This window comes from Candidatus Campylobacter infans, from assembly GCF_013416015.1.
Lineage (GTDB): Bacteria > Campylobacterota > Campylobacteria > Campylobacterales > Campylobacteraceae > Campylobacter > Campylobacter infans.
This window is the reverse complement of record NZ_CP049075.1, coordinates 813227-828594: the sequence shown is the minus strand read 5'-3', so window position 1 is coordinate 828594 and position 15368 is coordinate 813227. Positions and strand designations below refer to the sequence as shown.

General features: G+C 34.3%; 13 protein-coding genes and 1 tRNA gene. 7 read left to right on the top strand and 7 right to left on the bottom strand.

All coding sequences use genetic code 11. The annotated features are described in order from the left end of the window. The first annotated feature begins 15 nt into the window (after window positions 1-15). The 3 genes from CINF_RS04240 to CINF_RS04230 all read left to right on the top strand — a co-directional run bounded on the left by CINF_RS04240 (window position 16) and on the right by CINF_RS04230 (window position 6318). Window positions 16-2535 carry a translocation/assembly module TamB domain-containing protein gene (locus CINF_RS04240; RefSeq protein ID WP_179975863.1) on the top strand — a complete coding sequence of 840 codons (2520 nt, stop codon included), beginning with the start codon at window positions 16-18 and terminating at the stop codon, window positions 2533-2535. A 180-nt stretch (window positions 2536-2715) separates the two neighbouring features. Continuing rightward, window positions 2716-5325, top strand: coding sequence for a valine--tRNA ligase (locus CINF_RS04235; RefSeq protein ID WP_179975862.1), 2610 nt, complete (start codon window positions 2716-2718; stop codon window positions 5323-5325). Between the two features lie 36 nt (window positions 5326-5361). Next, entirely contained in the window at window positions 5362-6318 is a 957-nt protein-coding gene (locus tag CINF_RS04230) for a methionine ABC transporter ATP-binding protein (protein WP_179975861.1), read from the top strand. Between the two features lie 248 nt (window positions 6319-6566). Here CINF_RS04230 and CINF_RS04225 read toward each other — a convergent pair. After that, window positions 6567-6642: transfer RNA gene (locus tag CINF_RS04225), tRNA-Val, on the bottom strand. 119 nt (window positions 6643-6761) lie between these two features. On the opposite strand from CINF_RS04225, the gene rpsU reads away from it, so the two are divergent. Continuing rightward, a complete protein-coding gene (gene rpsU, locus CINF_RS04220; protein ID WP_178696493.1) occupies window positions 6762-6974 on the top strand; it encodes a 30S ribosomal protein S21 in 213 nt (70 codons plus the stop codon). A 102-nt stretch (window positions 6975-7076) separates the two neighbouring features. Then, window positions 7077-7307, top strand: coding sequence for a hypothetical protein (locus CINF_RS04215; RefSeq protein ID WP_178696492.1), 231 nt, complete (start codon window positions 7077-7079; stop codon window positions 7305-7307). A gap of 110 nt (window positions 7308-7417) precedes the next feature. On the opposite strand, the gene CINF_RS04210 is transcribed toward CINF_RS04215, so the two are convergent. From CINF_RS04210 to CINF_RS04185, 6 genes are read right to left on the bottom strand one after another with little or no spacing between them, the layout of a single operon-like run. After that, entirely contained in the window at window positions 7418-7642 is a 225-nt protein-coding gene (locus CINF_RS04210) for an acyl carrier protein (RefSeq protein ID WP_179975860.1), read from the bottom strand. After that, window positions 7635-8741 (bottom strand): diaminopimelate decarboxylase family protein, encoded by a 1107-nt coding sequence (locus tag CINF_RS04205; RefSeq protein ID WP_179975859.1) that lies wholly within the window; start codon window positions 8739-8741, stop codon window positions 7635-7637. The genes CINF_RS04210 and CINF_RS04205 overlap by 8 nt, the downstream gene beginning before the upstream one ends. After that, the gene (locus tag CINF_RS04200; RefSeq protein WP_179975858.1) at window positions 8738-10189 is read right to left on the bottom strand and encodes an AMP-binding protein; all 1452 of its coding nucleotides are present in this window, start codon (window positions 10187-10189) and stop codon (window positions 8738-8740) included. Before CINF_RS04200 ends, CINF_RS04205 begins: the two co-directional genes overlap by 4 nt. Beyond that, window positions 10182-11225: a Rossmann-fold NAD(P)-binding domain-containing protein gene (locus tag CINF_RS04195; RefSeq protein ID WP_179975857.1), complete on the bottom strand. Its 1044-nt coding sequence runs from the start codon at window positions 11223-11225 to the stop codon at window positions 10182-10184. Before CINF_RS04195 ends, CINF_RS04200 begins: the two co-directional genes overlap by 8 nt. 3 nt (window positions 11226-11228) lie before the next feature. Further along, the gene (locus CINF_RS04190) at window positions 11229-12029 is read right to left on the bottom strand and encodes an AAC(3) family N-acetyltransferase (RefSeq protein WP_179975856.1); all 801 of its coding nucleotides are present in this window, start codon (window positions 12027-12029) and stop codon (window positions 11229-11231) included. Window positions 12030-12031: 2 nt separating this feature from the next. Next, complete coding sequence (locus CINF_RS04185; protein ID WP_179975855.1) at window positions 12032-13297, bottom strand: DUF4910 domain-containing protein; 1266 nt, start codon at window positions 13295-13297, stop codon at window positions 12032-12034. A gap of 171 nt (window positions 13298-13468) precedes the next feature. Between CINF_RS04185 and CINF_RS04180 the strand changes: the two genes are divergently transcribed. Both CINF_RS04180 and CINF_RS04175 read left to right on the top strand, forming a co-directional pair. Beyond that, complete coding sequence (locus tag CINF_RS04180; RefSeq protein ID WP_179975854.1) at window positions 13469-14653, top strand: replication-associated recombination protein A; 1185 nt, start codon at window positions 13469-13471, stop codon at window positions 14651-14653. Window positions 14654-14742: 89 nt separating this feature from the next. Further along, window positions 14743-15330, top strand: coding sequence for a YceI family protein (locus CINF_RS04175; protein WP_178696483.1), 588 nt, complete (start codon window positions 14743-14745; stop codon window positions 15328-15330). Window positions 15331-15368 lie beyond the last annotated feature (38 nt).

The following is a 15368-nucleotide window of genomic DNA, read 5'->3' as shown; positions in this document are numbered from 1 at the left end:
AAAAAGGATTAGAAAATGAAAATTTTAGCGTGGATTTTTGGCGTTTTACTTGTTATTTGCGGTATGATTTATACGCTGATTTTTACAAGCTTAGGCAATGCGATATTGGCTCCAAGAATAGAAGCTTTTGTGAGCGAAAAAATCGCTATGCCTTTTAAATTAAATGAGTTTAAGCTTGGCTTTAATGATTTAAAAATCAGCTCTACCATAAACGGCGAGCTAAGCATTAGCACAAGCGGCAAATATAGCATTTTGGATAAAAATTTAGATTTAAAATATAAAATTTATGCTAATTCATTTTCGTCAATGCCATTAAACCTTAACATAGCAGGCGATGTAAAAGGCAGTTTTGAAAATATTTTAGCAAATGGCAGTGGAAATTTGGCTGGCTCAAAGCTTCGTTATGCTACGCGTATTGTGGATTTTAATCCGCTTGAATTAAAATTAGATGCTAGAAATTTAGATCTTTCACAACTTAGCCTAATAGCTCTTAAAAAGCCGTATTTACGCGGGTTTGCTAGTATTACAGCCGATGTAGCTTTAAAAAATGGCACACAATTTGGCTTTGCAAATATCAACGCGCCAAAAATTAGCGCCGATAACGCCCTGATAAATAAAGATTATGGCATAAAGCTACCAAAAAATTTTAATGCTAATTTAAATAGCGATATAAGCGTAAATAACAGCATTCTAACCGCAATTACCACGCTAAATACAAGCCTAGCAAACGCAAACGCTCAAAAAACAAGCTATAACCTAAAAACAAATGAATTAAACACTGATTTTAATCTTGATATAGCAAATCTTGCAAACTTAGAGCCATTGATTTCTCAAAAGCTTAATGGCAGCGTAAAAATCGCCCTAAACACGCAAATTAAAAATAATAAAATGCAATTTTTGGATGCGCAAATCAATGGCTTAGGCGGTAATATTATGGCAAAATTAGTAAATGGAGAATTAAACGCTCAAATAAAAGATATTAAATTAGCCGAGGCGCTAAGCTTAGCTAGCTTGCCACCACTTGCAAAAAGCCAAATAAACGGCTTTGCTAAAATCACAGGGCTTAATAATCCACAAAACGCAAACGGCAATGCGAGTTTAAAATTTTCAAAAGGCGAGCTTGATTACAAACAAATGAATAAAATTTTAAATAGCGATTTAAAAAGCAATATTATTTTTACGGGCGATACTAAAATTAGCGTGCTTAGTGGTGTTTTAAATCTTGATGCCTTGCTTGATTCACCAGCTCTTAAAATGGCTAAACTAAGCGCAAAATATGAGCTAAATACTGCTAGTGGCGATGCCGATTTTAACGCTAATATCCCAAATTTAGGGCTAATTTTTGGCTCTAAGGCAAAAACAAGCGCTTATATAAAAGCTAACGCAAATTTTAAAAATAATGCCATCGCTAAGGCAAATATCGATATAAACGGGCTTGGTGGCAACATAAACGCAACGCTTAATAATCAATCTTTACAAGCTAATATCAATAATATTCAAGCTGGCAATGTGTTTGCAATTATCGCACAAGATGAGCTATTTAGTGGGTCATTAAATGCTAATATCAATCTTTCTAGCCTAGATATCACCAAGCTAAACGGACAAGGCCAAATAAGCCTAAATAACGCCGTATTTAACGCGCCAAATCTAAGCAAAATGCTAGATGTAAAATTTCCGCAAAACTCAAAATTTAATCTAAACGCAAAGGTAAGCTTTAAAGATTCCCTAGCAAAATTTAATGCCTTATTTAATAGCGATTTGGCTAAACTTGATGAGCTAAATGGCACCTATGATCTTAAACAAAACGCCTTAAATGCGGACTTTAAAGCTAGTGTGGCAAACTTAGCAAATCTTGCTTTTTTAAGCGGTGCTAGCATAAATGCTCCGCTAAATGCAAATGGTAAAGTTTCTATGATAAATGGCGCGCTAAATGCTAAGATAAATAGCGATATTTTTGGCTCACAAACTAGCGCCAATTACGCTAACGACACGCTTAATGCAAGCATGCAAAAGGTTAAAATAGAAAATATTTTAAGTGCTTTGGGTTATGATAAATTTTATCTTGGCTTAGCAAATACAAATTTTAAATATAATTTAAAAAATGCCGTTGGTGAGTTTGATGCTGATGTTTTAGAGGGTAAATTAGCACAAAATGGGCTTACACAGCTGATAAATGCGGTATTTAAGCGCGATATTACAAATGAAGTTTATGAAAACGGCAAGGTTTATGGCACGATAAATAAAAATTATATCACACTAAATGCTAAAATCAGCTCGCCAAAATCTAATATCAGCATAGAAAAAGGCGCGATCAATTCAGCCACTAAAACCCTAAACATACCACTAAAAGCAAATTTTGAAAAAACCGATCTAAGCATAAATATCACAGGCACGACAGATAAACCAAAATACAATGTAAAATCAGATTATCTACAAGAAAAAGTTATAAATAAAGCCTTTGATAAACTAATAAAAAACGATGAAAAACGAGAAAACACAAAGCAAATTTTAAATGATTTAAAGGGCTTGTTTTAAAATTTGGCGCGCTTAAAGTAGCGCGCTTTAACCACGAAATTTTATGTCATTAAGTTAATTTAATGGCATCTTCGCTAAATATTTAAAAAATCAACCACAGCAAATACTATAAAATTGAGCCAAATTTTAAACAAAACTAGGCTATAATCCCAGCTTTTATTCACAAAAAAAGGGCGCATAATGGCTTATCAAGCACAACAAATAGAACAAAATTATTATAAAATTTGCGAAGAACGCGGATATTTTGAGATAGATGGCAACAAAAACATACAAGAAAAAAATAAAACATTTTGCATTATGATGCCACCGCCAAATGTTACTGGTGTATTACATATAGGGCATTCGCTTACCTTTACACTACAAGATATAATGACGCGTTATAAAAGAATGGATGGATTTCGCGTTTTATGGCAGCCAGGGCTTGATCACGCAGGCATTGCCACGCAAAATATAGTAGAAAAGCAACTTCTAGCACAAGGCATTAAAAAAGAAAGCTTAGGGCGTGATGAGTTTGTTAAAAAAATTTGGGAGTGGAAAGAAAAAAGTGGCGGCACTATACTTCATCAAATGCGCAGACTTGGTATCACGCCTGCTTGGAGTAGGGCGCGTTTTACTATGGATGATGGGCTAAAAAATGCCGTAAGAAAGGCCTTTGTAAGCTTATATAATCAAGGCTTAATCATTCGTGGTAATTATATGGTAAATTGGTGCACGCACGATGGCGCATTAAGTGATGTAGAAGTTGAGCATAAAGCAAATAAAGGCAAGCTTTATTATTTGCGTTATTTTTTAGCAGGTGATGAGCAAAAATGCGTGGTTGTAGCTACTACTAGGCCTGAGACTTATTTTGGCGATACTGCTGTGATGGTAAATCCAAACGATGAGCGTTATACCAAGCTAATTGGGCGTGAGCTAAACTTGCCGTTATTAAACCGCAAGATAAAAATTATCGCTGATTGCCATGTGGATACTAGCTTTGGTACAGGTGCTGTTAAAGTAACGCCAGCGCACGATGTTAATGATTATGAAGTAGGCAAGCGTCATAATTTAGAATTTATCACCATTTTTGACGAAAAGGGAATTTTAAACGAGCATTGTGGCGAATTTGCTGGCTTAGAGCGTTTGCAAGCAAGAGAAAAAATCGTAAATGAACTTCAAAAACAAGGTTTTGTAGAAAAAATCGAAGATTATGAAAACCAAGTAGGGTATTGCTATCGCTGTAAAAATGTTGTAGAGCCGTATATTTCTAAGCAATGGTTTGTAAAAGTAGCTATCGCAAATGAAGCCATAAAAAAAGCAAATGAGGGAGAAATAAAATTTTATCCCCCGCACTGGATAAATAGCTTTAATGCCTGGATGAGAGAGCTAAAAGATTGGTGTATAAGTCGCCAGCTATGGTGGGGGCATCAAATTCCGGTGTTTTATTGTGAGTGCGGGCATGAATGGGCCGATGAGCAAGAAAAGCCATCAGCTTGCCCAAAATGTGGCACTAAAAACTTCACACAAGACCCAGATGTGCTTGATACTTGGTTTAGCTCAGGGCTGTGGCCTATTTCTACTCTTGGCTGGGGCAATGGCGAGGCATTAAAAAATGAAAAATGGTTTGAGGGTGATTTAGGGCAGTTTTATCCAAATACAATGTTAATTACAGGCTTTGATATACTCTTTTTTTGGGTGGCTAGAATGATGTTTCAATGCGATAATGCCATGCATCAAATTCCTTTTAAAGATGTATATTTACACGCTCTTGTCAAAGATAAAGATGGCAAAAAAATGAGCAAAAGTAGCGCAAATGTGATAGATCCACTTAGTAAAATTGATGAGTATTCAGCCGATATTTTGCGCTTTAGCCTTACTATGCTTTGTGTCCAAGGTAGGGATTTGCGCTTAAATGATGAAGCAATGATACTCTCACGCAATTTTACAAATAAAATTTACAACGCAAGCAATTTTTTACTAATGAACGCTACGAAATTTCAAAATTTAAGCCAATGCGAGATAAAAACAGACCTTGGCAAATATATGCTAACGCGCTTAAATGCTTGTATAAAGCAAGTGCGCGCAAATCTTGATAATTACCGCTTTAATGACGCTGCTAGTGAGATTTATAAATTTTTGTGGAATGAATTTTGTGATTGGGGCATAGAGCTAAGTAAGGCCGATAAAGACGCGATTTGCGAGCTTGGGGCGATTTTTAAAGAAAGTATGAAATTGCTTCATCCTTTTATGCCATTTATTAGCGAGCATTTATACCACGCACTTAGTGGGACTAGTTTAGAAAATAGCGATTCTATAATGATTTCGCGCTATCCACAAGCCAGCCAGCACGATGAAAAAATCCAAAAATTATTTTCTTTGGTGATTGAGGCAATTATTAGCATTCGCCGCGCAAAAGCCACAATTGATTTAGGCAATGCAAAAATTAATAAAGCCTACATCAAATGCGACACTAATCTAAGCCAGGCTAGCAAATACATCAGCACACTTGCAAAATGCGAAAGTGTGGAGTTTGTAAGCCAAAATGTGCCAGACTCAGTGCGCGATGTAAGCCAAAATGTAGAGAGTTTTATAGCACTTAGTGGCATTGATACAGCACCTATTATCGCGCGCTTACAAAGCCAAAAAATAAAGCTAGAAAAAGAAATTTTAAAACTTGAAAATATGCTTGGTAATGAAAAATTTGTAGCAAATGCGCCCCAAGAAGTGCTACAAACCAATCAAACAGGATTAAACAATGCTAAAACCAAGCTTGAAAAAATACTATCTGAGCTTAAAAGCTTGCAAAAATAAATTTTAAAATTTATTTTTGCGCGTTTGGGGACTAAGATGATAAAAATACAAAATCTAAGCAAAAACTATGGCACAAATAAGGTTTTAGATAATATAAATATACATATAAAACAAGGTGAGATTTTTGCATTTTTAGGCCATAGTGGTGCTGGAAAAAGCACATTATTGCGGTGTATAAATGGCTTAGAAAGCTATGATGATGGCAGTTTAAAAGTAGATTACAAAGAAGTTAGCGCGCTAAATAAAAACGAGCTTAGAGAATTTCGCAAAAATATCGGTATGATTTTTCAGCATTTTGCGCTGATGAGTCAAAAAACAGCAGCCCAAAACATAGCCACGCCTTTGGAGTTTTGGGGCTATGATAAAAAGGCGATCGCTTCGCGTGTGGGCGAACTTTTAGAGCTTGTAGGGCTTAGCAATAAGGCCGATTTTTATCCCTCACAGCTCTCAGGCGGGCAAAAACAACGCATAGCAATCGCAAGAGCGCTTGCCTTAAAGCCAAAAATTTTATTAAGCGATGAGGCTACAAGCGCGCTCGATCCAAATACAACTAAGCAAATTTTAAGTCTTTTAAAGCAAATAAATGAAGAGCTTGGCATTACAATTGTGCTTGTTACGCACGAAATGGACGCACTTAAAGCCATTTCAAACCGCGCGGCATTGCTAAGTGCTGGGCAAGTAATAGCAAATGATGATATAACCGAGCTTTTCTTACATCCAAATGAAAAAATGCGTGAGTTTTTGGGCGATGATGAGATTTTGCCACTTAGTGGAGTAAATATCAGGCTGTATTTTCGCCCAAATAACGCAAATCGCGCGGTAATTACAAGTATGGCAAGGGAGCTAGGGATTGATTTTAACATAGTTTGGGGCAAGTTAGAACGCCTTGATAAACTCGTGCTTGGCTCGCTAGTAATAAATATCCAAAAAGTCGATTTAACCCGCGTCCAAGAGTATTTAACAAAGGCTGGTGTGATTTATGAACTGGCTTGATAAAATGCCCGTGGAATTGTTTGTGAAATTTTAAAATTTTAGTTTTTTTATTTAAAAATTCTATGAAATTTTAAAATTTAGGCTTTAAATTTGGCTTTTATGGCTTAAAATCGCGCGCCAAATTCGCACAAATAAATATAAATTTTAATTTATAAAGGCGCAAATTTTAAAATGATTTTAATTTGCCCAACAATGCGTTTTTATCGTTATTTTAGATAGGTGCTGAAAGGATATTTAAAAAAAAGTGATGGTGGCTCCAATTGGGTTTGAACCAACGACCCTCACCATGTCAAGGTGATGCTCTACCAGCTGAGCTATGGAACCAAAAAGCTAGATTTTAGCCAAATGCGCCAAAATATTAGCTTAAATCACGCAATAAAGCCAAAATTTAGCTATTTTTGGCTATTATCCGCGCTCAAATTACAAGAAAGGTGGTGAGAGCTTTGCCAGGTGTGAAGGTCCATCAAAACGAAAGCTTTGATGAAGCATACAGACGCTTCAAAAAGCAAACTGATCGCAATTTAGTGGTAACAGAAGTGCGCGCTAGACGCTTTTTCGAGCCTATGACCGAGATTAGAAAAAAACAAAAAATCTCTGCTCGCAAAAAGATGTTAAAAAGACTTTATATGTTGCGCCGTTATGAAAATCGCCTCTAATGCGCTAGCTTAAAGTGCGATTTTATCGTGCTTTAAGCCAAATTCAATAAAATTTAAAACAAACTTGCCGATATAGCTTTAAATCACTAAAAAGGATTTAAAATGATTAATTCTATCTCATCAAATGCTTATTCTAGCTACGCAAACTACGCAAATAGCCAAAATAACGCAAATCACGCTAATTTAAATAACGCAAAAAGCACGCCTGTTGATTTAGCCCAAAACTTAGCTAGCGAGCAAGCAAGCATCCAAACCACCATAATGGACACGGCTAATAAAATGGGCGAAGATGTTCTTAGCGTGCTTGGAACTAATTTAAATATCCAAGCTTAATTTAAAAAATTTAAGCATAAATTAAATTTATGCTTAAATTTTCATAGAATAAATTTTAAAATTTACGCTTTTTACAATCTTTTTATTACAATAAATTTTAGATTATAAAATTATTTTTTTAATCTTTCTATCATATTTGAAATATTCTCCAAAGAATTAAAATTTTCATTTCTAATCTCACTTATAGGCACTTCAACGCCGTAATTTTCTTCAATCGCGCTAACGCATTGGAGTATATCAAAAGAGCTAAATAAGCCATCATCTACTAAATTGCTTTCTTTTTCATATTCGATTGAATCGTTGATTTGTTTTAAAATTTCAAGTAATTTATTCATTGTTTTTGCCTTTCATATTTAGGGTGTAGGTTGGGATTTCATCTCTTGCTAGGATAAATTTTTTATTTTTATACAAATAAATGCTAGGCATAGCCTGGCTTAAAAACAAATATAAGGCCTCCGTGCTAGCATACGCGCCCGCATTAGCAAAAAATAAATTATCGTTTATTTGTAAGTTTTTTAGGCTTATATCTTTTACTAGCACATCAGCCGTGCTACAAATAGCCCCACATAAGCACCAGTTTTTTATGGCTCCATCGCCAAAATGATAAAGTTGTGGAGTTTTCATACCAAAGATTTGCACATAATAATTTAAATGATTCATACCGCCGTTTAAAATCGCGTAATTTATGCCATCATTACATTTTATATCTACTACCTTGCTAGCGTAAAGTCCGTATTTTGCCACGATAAATCTGCCCATTTCTAAGCAAATGTTAATCTTAAAATTTGCTAGCATTTCATTTAATTCATCAATGCGTTCTTGCTCGCTTTTAAACTTATCGTTTATAAAATATTTAACTCCAAGACCCACGCCATATTCAAGCTCTTCAAAATCATAGCATTTAATAATTTCGTGCAATATTTCTAAATCAAACGGGATTTTTTTATCTCTAAAAGTCCCGCCAAAATAATGAATGCCCTTAATATTTTTAGCATATTTTAAAAGGGCTTTGTTTAATGTTTGTTTATCTATGCCAAATTGATTTTGGCTACTAAGTCTAATAAAAATCCTAGCCTCAGCACCAAATTTACAAAGCATTTCAAGCTGATTTAAGCTTTCAGCATTAAAAGATCTCACCCCATAATCCCAGGCTTTTTTTACGCATTGTTCGTTTTTATACACGCCTGTGTAAAAAATTTTATGCGCTAAAATCCCATAAGATTTACAAATTTCAAATTCCCCATCACTACACACTTCTATCTTATCTACAAAATCTGCTATAAAATTTGTTAAAAACGGATTAGCCTTCATCGCATAGCAAAGTTTTTTGCCCTTAAAATTAGCACGCAAAAAGCGCAAATGCTCACCCAAACCATCTAAATCAAAAATAAAAGCGGGCGTTTTGTAATTAAAATTTTGTGCTATATCTTTCACATTTGCTCCATTAATAAACTTCTGTCTAATTTTCCGTTTTTATTTATTGGTAAATTTTTTAATTTTTCTATGCTATTTGGTAGCATATAAAAGGGTAAATTTTGATGTAAAAATGCGCTCAAATCGCTTTTGCTAGCATCGCCTTCAAAAAATATTTTTAATTTTTCATTTTTAAATACAGCGCACGCTCTTTGAACGCCTAGCAGATCTTGGCAGGTTTTTTCAATTTCTTCTAATTCAATCCTATGCCCCAAACGCTTGATTTGAAAATCCTTGCGCCCTTTGATGTGTAAAAGCCCCTTTTCATCGAAAAAGCCTAAATCGCCGGTTTTATAATACCTTTGCTTATTTTCATTTACGCAAAATCCATCATCACAGCCTTTTAAATACCCACAAGCCAAGCAAACACCGCTTACGCATATTTGTCCTATTTGGTTTTTGTTTTTTAAAATTTCATTATTTTCGTCTATTAAAAACACTCTTTCATTCTCAAAAGCCCTGCCGATGATATCTAAGCCATTTTCAAAATCATCTTTGCTTAAAATATGATAAGTGCAATTACAAGTAATCTCAGTAGGTCCATAAACATTGATAAATTTAGTATATTTTAAATGATTTTTGAGATACAAGATATGTTTTTTGCCGATTTGCTCTCCGCTGTATATGATTTTACGAAGTTTAGGTTTTTTGTATTCTAGGGCTTTAAAGGTGCTTAAAAATACTAGCGCCGATACAGCCCAACTCAAAATGCTTGCTGAGTGTATAAAATCCATTAAAAAGCTAGGATTTTTAAAATACTCGCGAGGAATCAGCAAGCAACTTGCCCCTAAATATAAAGTGCTAAAAATATCTTTTATGCTCATATCAAAATCAAAAGGCGCTTGATTTGCAAAAACATCGCTTTGTTTTAACCCTAAGGTTTTTGTAAAAACCGGGATAAAATCAATCACGCTAGCATGATTTATTACAACCCCTTTTGGCACGCCAGTGCTACCGCTTGTAAAATTACAATACAAAATATCGGTGCTAATATGATTGGCTCTAATTTTTGTAAGTTTATTTTCATTAATTTTTGTTTGTAAAATATCGCTAGCTTTTAACACCAAAAAATCACTAAAAAGCTCTTTTGCCCCCTCAAACAATTCATCATCGCAAACCACAGCCACAGCATTTAAAATTTCACACATTTTCACTTTTTTTTGTGCTGGCAAGGACGGATCAATCACGCTATAAAATCCGCCTGCTTGTATGCTTGCTAGCATTATGGCTAGGGCGTTACAAGATTTTTTCATATACACAGCCACCGCGCCACTTTCAAGCGCGCTTGCAGCTTTTTTGCTTAAAATAAGCAAGGATTGAAAAGATATTTTGTTATTTTCATCTATAAAAGCTATTTTATTTGGATATTTTTTTGCGCTTTTTTCTAGCATTTCTAAGACATTATTCATTTTTTAAATCTATCCCAAGATTTTTTTCTTTTGAGAGGCGATAAATTTCATACCCTAAGGCTAAATCAAAAAGCGCAATCCCGCCATTTGAAAATATTTTTATTTTATCGCTGAAATTTTCATTTTTTATATCAAAAATATTATAAACACTATTTGGTTGTATTTTCCCTAGCCTTATAAGATCGACAAATCTATTGCCAATATAGCTTAATTTTTTATACACAGGCGCGCCTAGTTCTTTTTCGTATTCTTCATACATTGGGTAATAATCCGTGATTTTATAGGCATTTTCTATCATCAAATCGCTAAAATAAGCAAAGGCCGAGCAAACAAAAGTGGCGTTTGGCTTGATGTATTTTTCTTTTATTAAAGGCATATCTGCTAAGGTTTTAAAATCAAATCCTGTGTTAATGCTGATTATATCGGCGTTTTGGCAAGCTTCATTTACATTATTTAAAATTTTAATTTCAATATTTTTATTTAAACTCTCCACGCAGCTTTTAAATTTTAAAGCTGAAGCCAAACCTCTGCCTTTAATTAAAATTTGTTTTATATCAAAATGCTTTATAAGGGCTTTTGTAAGAAGTAAGTTGATTTTGCCAGGGCCGATGATACTAAGGATTTGGGAGTTTTTGCTTGCTAGGGTTTTTGCAGCTAGGAGCGATATGGCCGCTGTTCTATAATCAGTAATCGCATTTGCGCCCATTATGGCAAAGGCTAGGCCAGTGTCTGGCTCATTTAAAATCAGCGTGTAATTTGAATCTCTTTTTTGATTTTCATTTTTTAGCATTGGGCCGTGCCATTTTAAACCGCTCACATTAAAAGGCTCGCCCAAATACCCGGGCATCGCGATAAAAAGATGTTTTTTGCCAAGCAAATCATAGCTCATTTGCATGCCATGACTTGCTTTATTGATCCCGCCAAGACTAAATGTTTTATTTTTAAAATTTAAAAAAGTTTTTTGGATTATTTTTTCTACAAAATCCATATCATCATTTATAAGATTTTCTACATCTTTTTGGCTTAAATAAAGCATTTTTTACCTTGAAATTTCATTATAAGTTTTTAGAAAATATTTATCATCTTTTTTATATTGCGCGCTTAAAATTTCAAAGGATTTTTTAGCATCAATTAAAAGAAAATAAGAGCTAGAAAAATTTTTAATTTTTGCAGCGTTAAATTTTAATAAAAACTCTAATCTTTTTTGGTGATCTATCAAGGGATTAAGCTCTAAATCTCTTACAAAATACAAAATGCTAGTATCACGGCTAATGCCCGTTTCATCGATTATCTTGCCAGAAAAAGGCTTTAAATATCTATATGAAACATTAGAGCATTGCTCGATGTGGATATTATAAGTAAAACTATCACCATTTTCAAGCCCTATCATTAAAAATTTTGCCCCATTAGCATTTAAAATTTCAAAAGCAGAATCCTTGCCAAAACAGCTTGAAAAATCTTTTTTAAACTCAGCTTGTTTTGCCCCAAAAACAGCCAAAGAAAAAATCGGATCATTCGTGCGCCACACTCCATCTAAATGCCTAAAATATTCGCCAAAAACTCCAACCACGCCCTTGCTATTTTTCTTATCAAAAACTAAATTTTTACAAAAACTATAAGTAAAAGTAGGGATTATTAAAGTGCCATCTTGGCCGATTAAATCGCATAAAATTTCTTTAATTTCGTGTAAAAACTCGTCTTTTTTAGGCAAAATCTTGCCAAATTGCGTAAAATTAGTATGCACACAAAGCATATCGCCTTTATTTATGCCAAGTTCTTTTAAAGCTAGCTTAAAATCATCGCTTGTGATTATTTGATTTTTATTTTGAAATAATTGCATTTTTAGCCTTTTATAATTAAATTATTTTCTAGGCAAATTTTAATAATATATTCTAGCTCGCTAGCCTTACAACCAATGATATTTGCGATATCTAAAACATCTCTTGCCCCATCGCAATAAGCTAAAAAATGCCTAGGCAACATGTTTTTAGGCCGCGAACGCACATTTAAAGTAGGCGTTAAATTATACTTGCCAAGGCAAGGCTCACAAATAAAATTTGGCTTAAAAACTTCATTTATTTGTAAGGCCATAATACAAGATTTAACAAAATCCAAACCGCCCTCTAAGCCTTTTTGACTAATAAAATTTAAATCATCATCGCTACAATGATACTGCTTAAAAGCGCCAAAAGCCGTCCTACACAGCGTAGCAACGCCAAGATTTAAGGCTGGGGTGTTGTATTGGCGCTCATCACTACCACGATCTAAAAATGAATAAATTTTAGCATTATCAAAATGCTTAATAACATTTAGCGCGGCCTTTGCGCTAAAAGCTGTTTCATCTGGCGGTAAAATCACGCTATAATCGCCATCATCGCCAAGGCAAGAAAGCACAAAACCGCCCTTACAATGCTTTTTTAAATCATTAAAATTTTCAAAAATATAAGCTATCGCGCCGATGGTCTCAGGTGCGATCACAAATCTAAAATTATATTTGCGATATTTTAAAGATTTTAGCCATTTGTAAATTTCAACAAAAACAGCAGGCCCGCTTAGTTCGTTATTACACATTTGTGGATGGCAAATGTAAGTAGAGATTAAAATTTCATCTTTTGTGCTTATTGTAGCTGGCAAATAGCCTTGCGCGTAATTTAGCACGCCATTTTCATCAAAACTGCTATCAATAAAAACCTTATAATCCCCATCTTTTAAACTATCTCTTTGATTTTGACTAAGGCAAAAGCCCCAGCGCCTTTGATAATAGCTAAATGCATAAGGAATAATATCTGTTCGTTTGGCATCGCTATAAAGATGCTCTTGTAATTCTTTGAGGCTAATTGTTTTATCGATGGCGTGGCTGTATCCTAAAAGATGTAAATTGTGCTTTTTAAAATCGCAAATTTTATCCCCATCTGGCGTGATTATATAAGCATCTTTTATATTGTATTCAGCAGGGATTTCCCAGTCATAAACTTTCGTGCCACTTTTAATGCTTTTTAGCTCTAATTCATTATTTAAAGCTTCGTTAATGATTTTTAAACTCTTGCGCAAGCCCTCGCCAGTAATACTGCGGTATATTGGGTATAAGGTTTTGATTAATTCATACATAAAATTGCCATTGTTTTTTTTTTTTTAATTGTAGCATAAAATTTAAGCCACAAATTGCGCCCATTTTAACAAAAAAAAAAAACAATCTCTTAATAAAACAAAATTATTTAAAATTTTAAATTTTATTTAATGTTGTTTTAGGTTATAATTTTAGAAATTTTAAGGATAAATATGGATTTAGCGCGCACCTTTGCCCCTAAAAGCTTAGACGAAATTGTAGGGCAAAAAGAAATCATAAACGCTTTTAAAGCCTTTATCAAGGCTGATAAAATCCCACACAGCTTGTTTTTTGGCCCGCCAGGATGTGGCAAAACCACGCTAGCAAAGCTAATTGCCACGCAAAAAAATTATGAGTTTTACAGCTTTGATGCAAGCAATCTAAAACTAGATGAAATTCGCAAAATTCTCTCAAACAGCGGACTTTTTACGCCTTTAATTTTCATAGATGAGTTTCACCGCTTAAATAAAACCCAGCAAGACGCGCTTTTAGTGCCAATAGAAAATGGCGAATGCGTGCTAATGGGCGCAAGCACGCAAAATCCAAAATTTAGCGTAACTAGTGGCATAAGATCGCGCGTGATGGTTTTTGAGTTTAAGCATTTAAGCGCGCAAGATTTAGAAATTTTAATAAACAAAATTAAATCCAAGCTTGATTTTAGCATTGATGATGACGCGCAAGATTATTTAATCAATTCAAGCTCTGGCGATGCTAGGTCGCTTTTAAATTTGCTAGATTATGCTTTAATTTTAAATAAGCACATTAGCTTAAACACGCTAAAAACATTGCGTCAAAGCTATCAAGGCGAGGGCGTAAATAGCAAAGATTGCCATTATGAGCTGATTTCAGCCTTAATTAAATCAATGCGTGGTAGCGATATTGATGCTGGGCTTTATTATTTGGCTAGGTTATTAAATGCGGGAGAGGACGCGGCTTTTGTGGCTAGGCGTTTTGTGATTTTTGCTAGCGAAGATATAAGCAATGCCAACCCAAATGCGCTAAATTTAGCAGTTAGCACAATGCAAGCAGTAAGCAAAATCGGTATGCCAGAAGCTAGCATAATTTTAGCCCAATGCCTAATTTATCTAAGCAGTTCGCCAAAATCTAACGCTTCATATCTAGCCATTAAGCAAGCTTTAAAATTTACAAACCAAAACCCAAATGACAAAATCCCGCCGTATTTAATAAACCACGATACGCAAATAAAAAATTACCTTTATCCACATGATTTTGGTGGTTGGGTAGAGCAAGATTATTTGCCAAAAGAATTAAAAAATTTATCTTTTTATCATAGCAAGCAAATAGCTTTTGAAAAAACCCTAAGCGAATGGCTGGCTAAAATTAATCATAAATTTTAAAATAATGTGAAAAAATCACATAAATTAAGCGTTGTTAAAGCAAATTATAATAAAATCCGCGAATTTAAAATTTCAAATAAGGATAAATCATGAAAAAAACTTCTAAATTATTAGTAATTAGTGCTTTTTTAAGCACTTTTGCAAATGCGGCTATCATAGACGAAAACGCCACAAAAGTTATTGCCACAGGCTACAAAACCAAAACACAAATAGCAGTGCCAATGACCTTTACAAATGTTAAGTTTAATTTTTTAAAAACACAAGGCAGCATTAGCGAAATTTTAACAGGCGCTACAAGTAGCGTGGATCTTTTAAGCGTGGATACTTACAAAAATCCCTTACGCGATAAAAATATGCGCGATAAATTATTTTCAAAATTTCTAGCTACCTCGGTGCAAGCAAAAATAAAATCAGTTGATGGCGATGATAGCAAAGGCACGATAAAAGCGAGCATAACCCTAAATGAGCAAAGCAAAGATGTGCTTATGAATTATGAAATACAAGGTGATAAAATCAAAGGCGACAAATTAGTAGCAACGGGCGTAATCGACCTTGAAACAGATTTTGGCGTAAAAGAAGCTTATGATTCATTCCGCACTGATAAAATAGTCTCAGGCCTACACGCCAAACAAACCTCACCTAAGGTGCAAATTAGCTTTGAGGTGCCAATCAAATAATTTTATTAAGCGCGCTTTAATTTTGCGCGCTTTGAAAT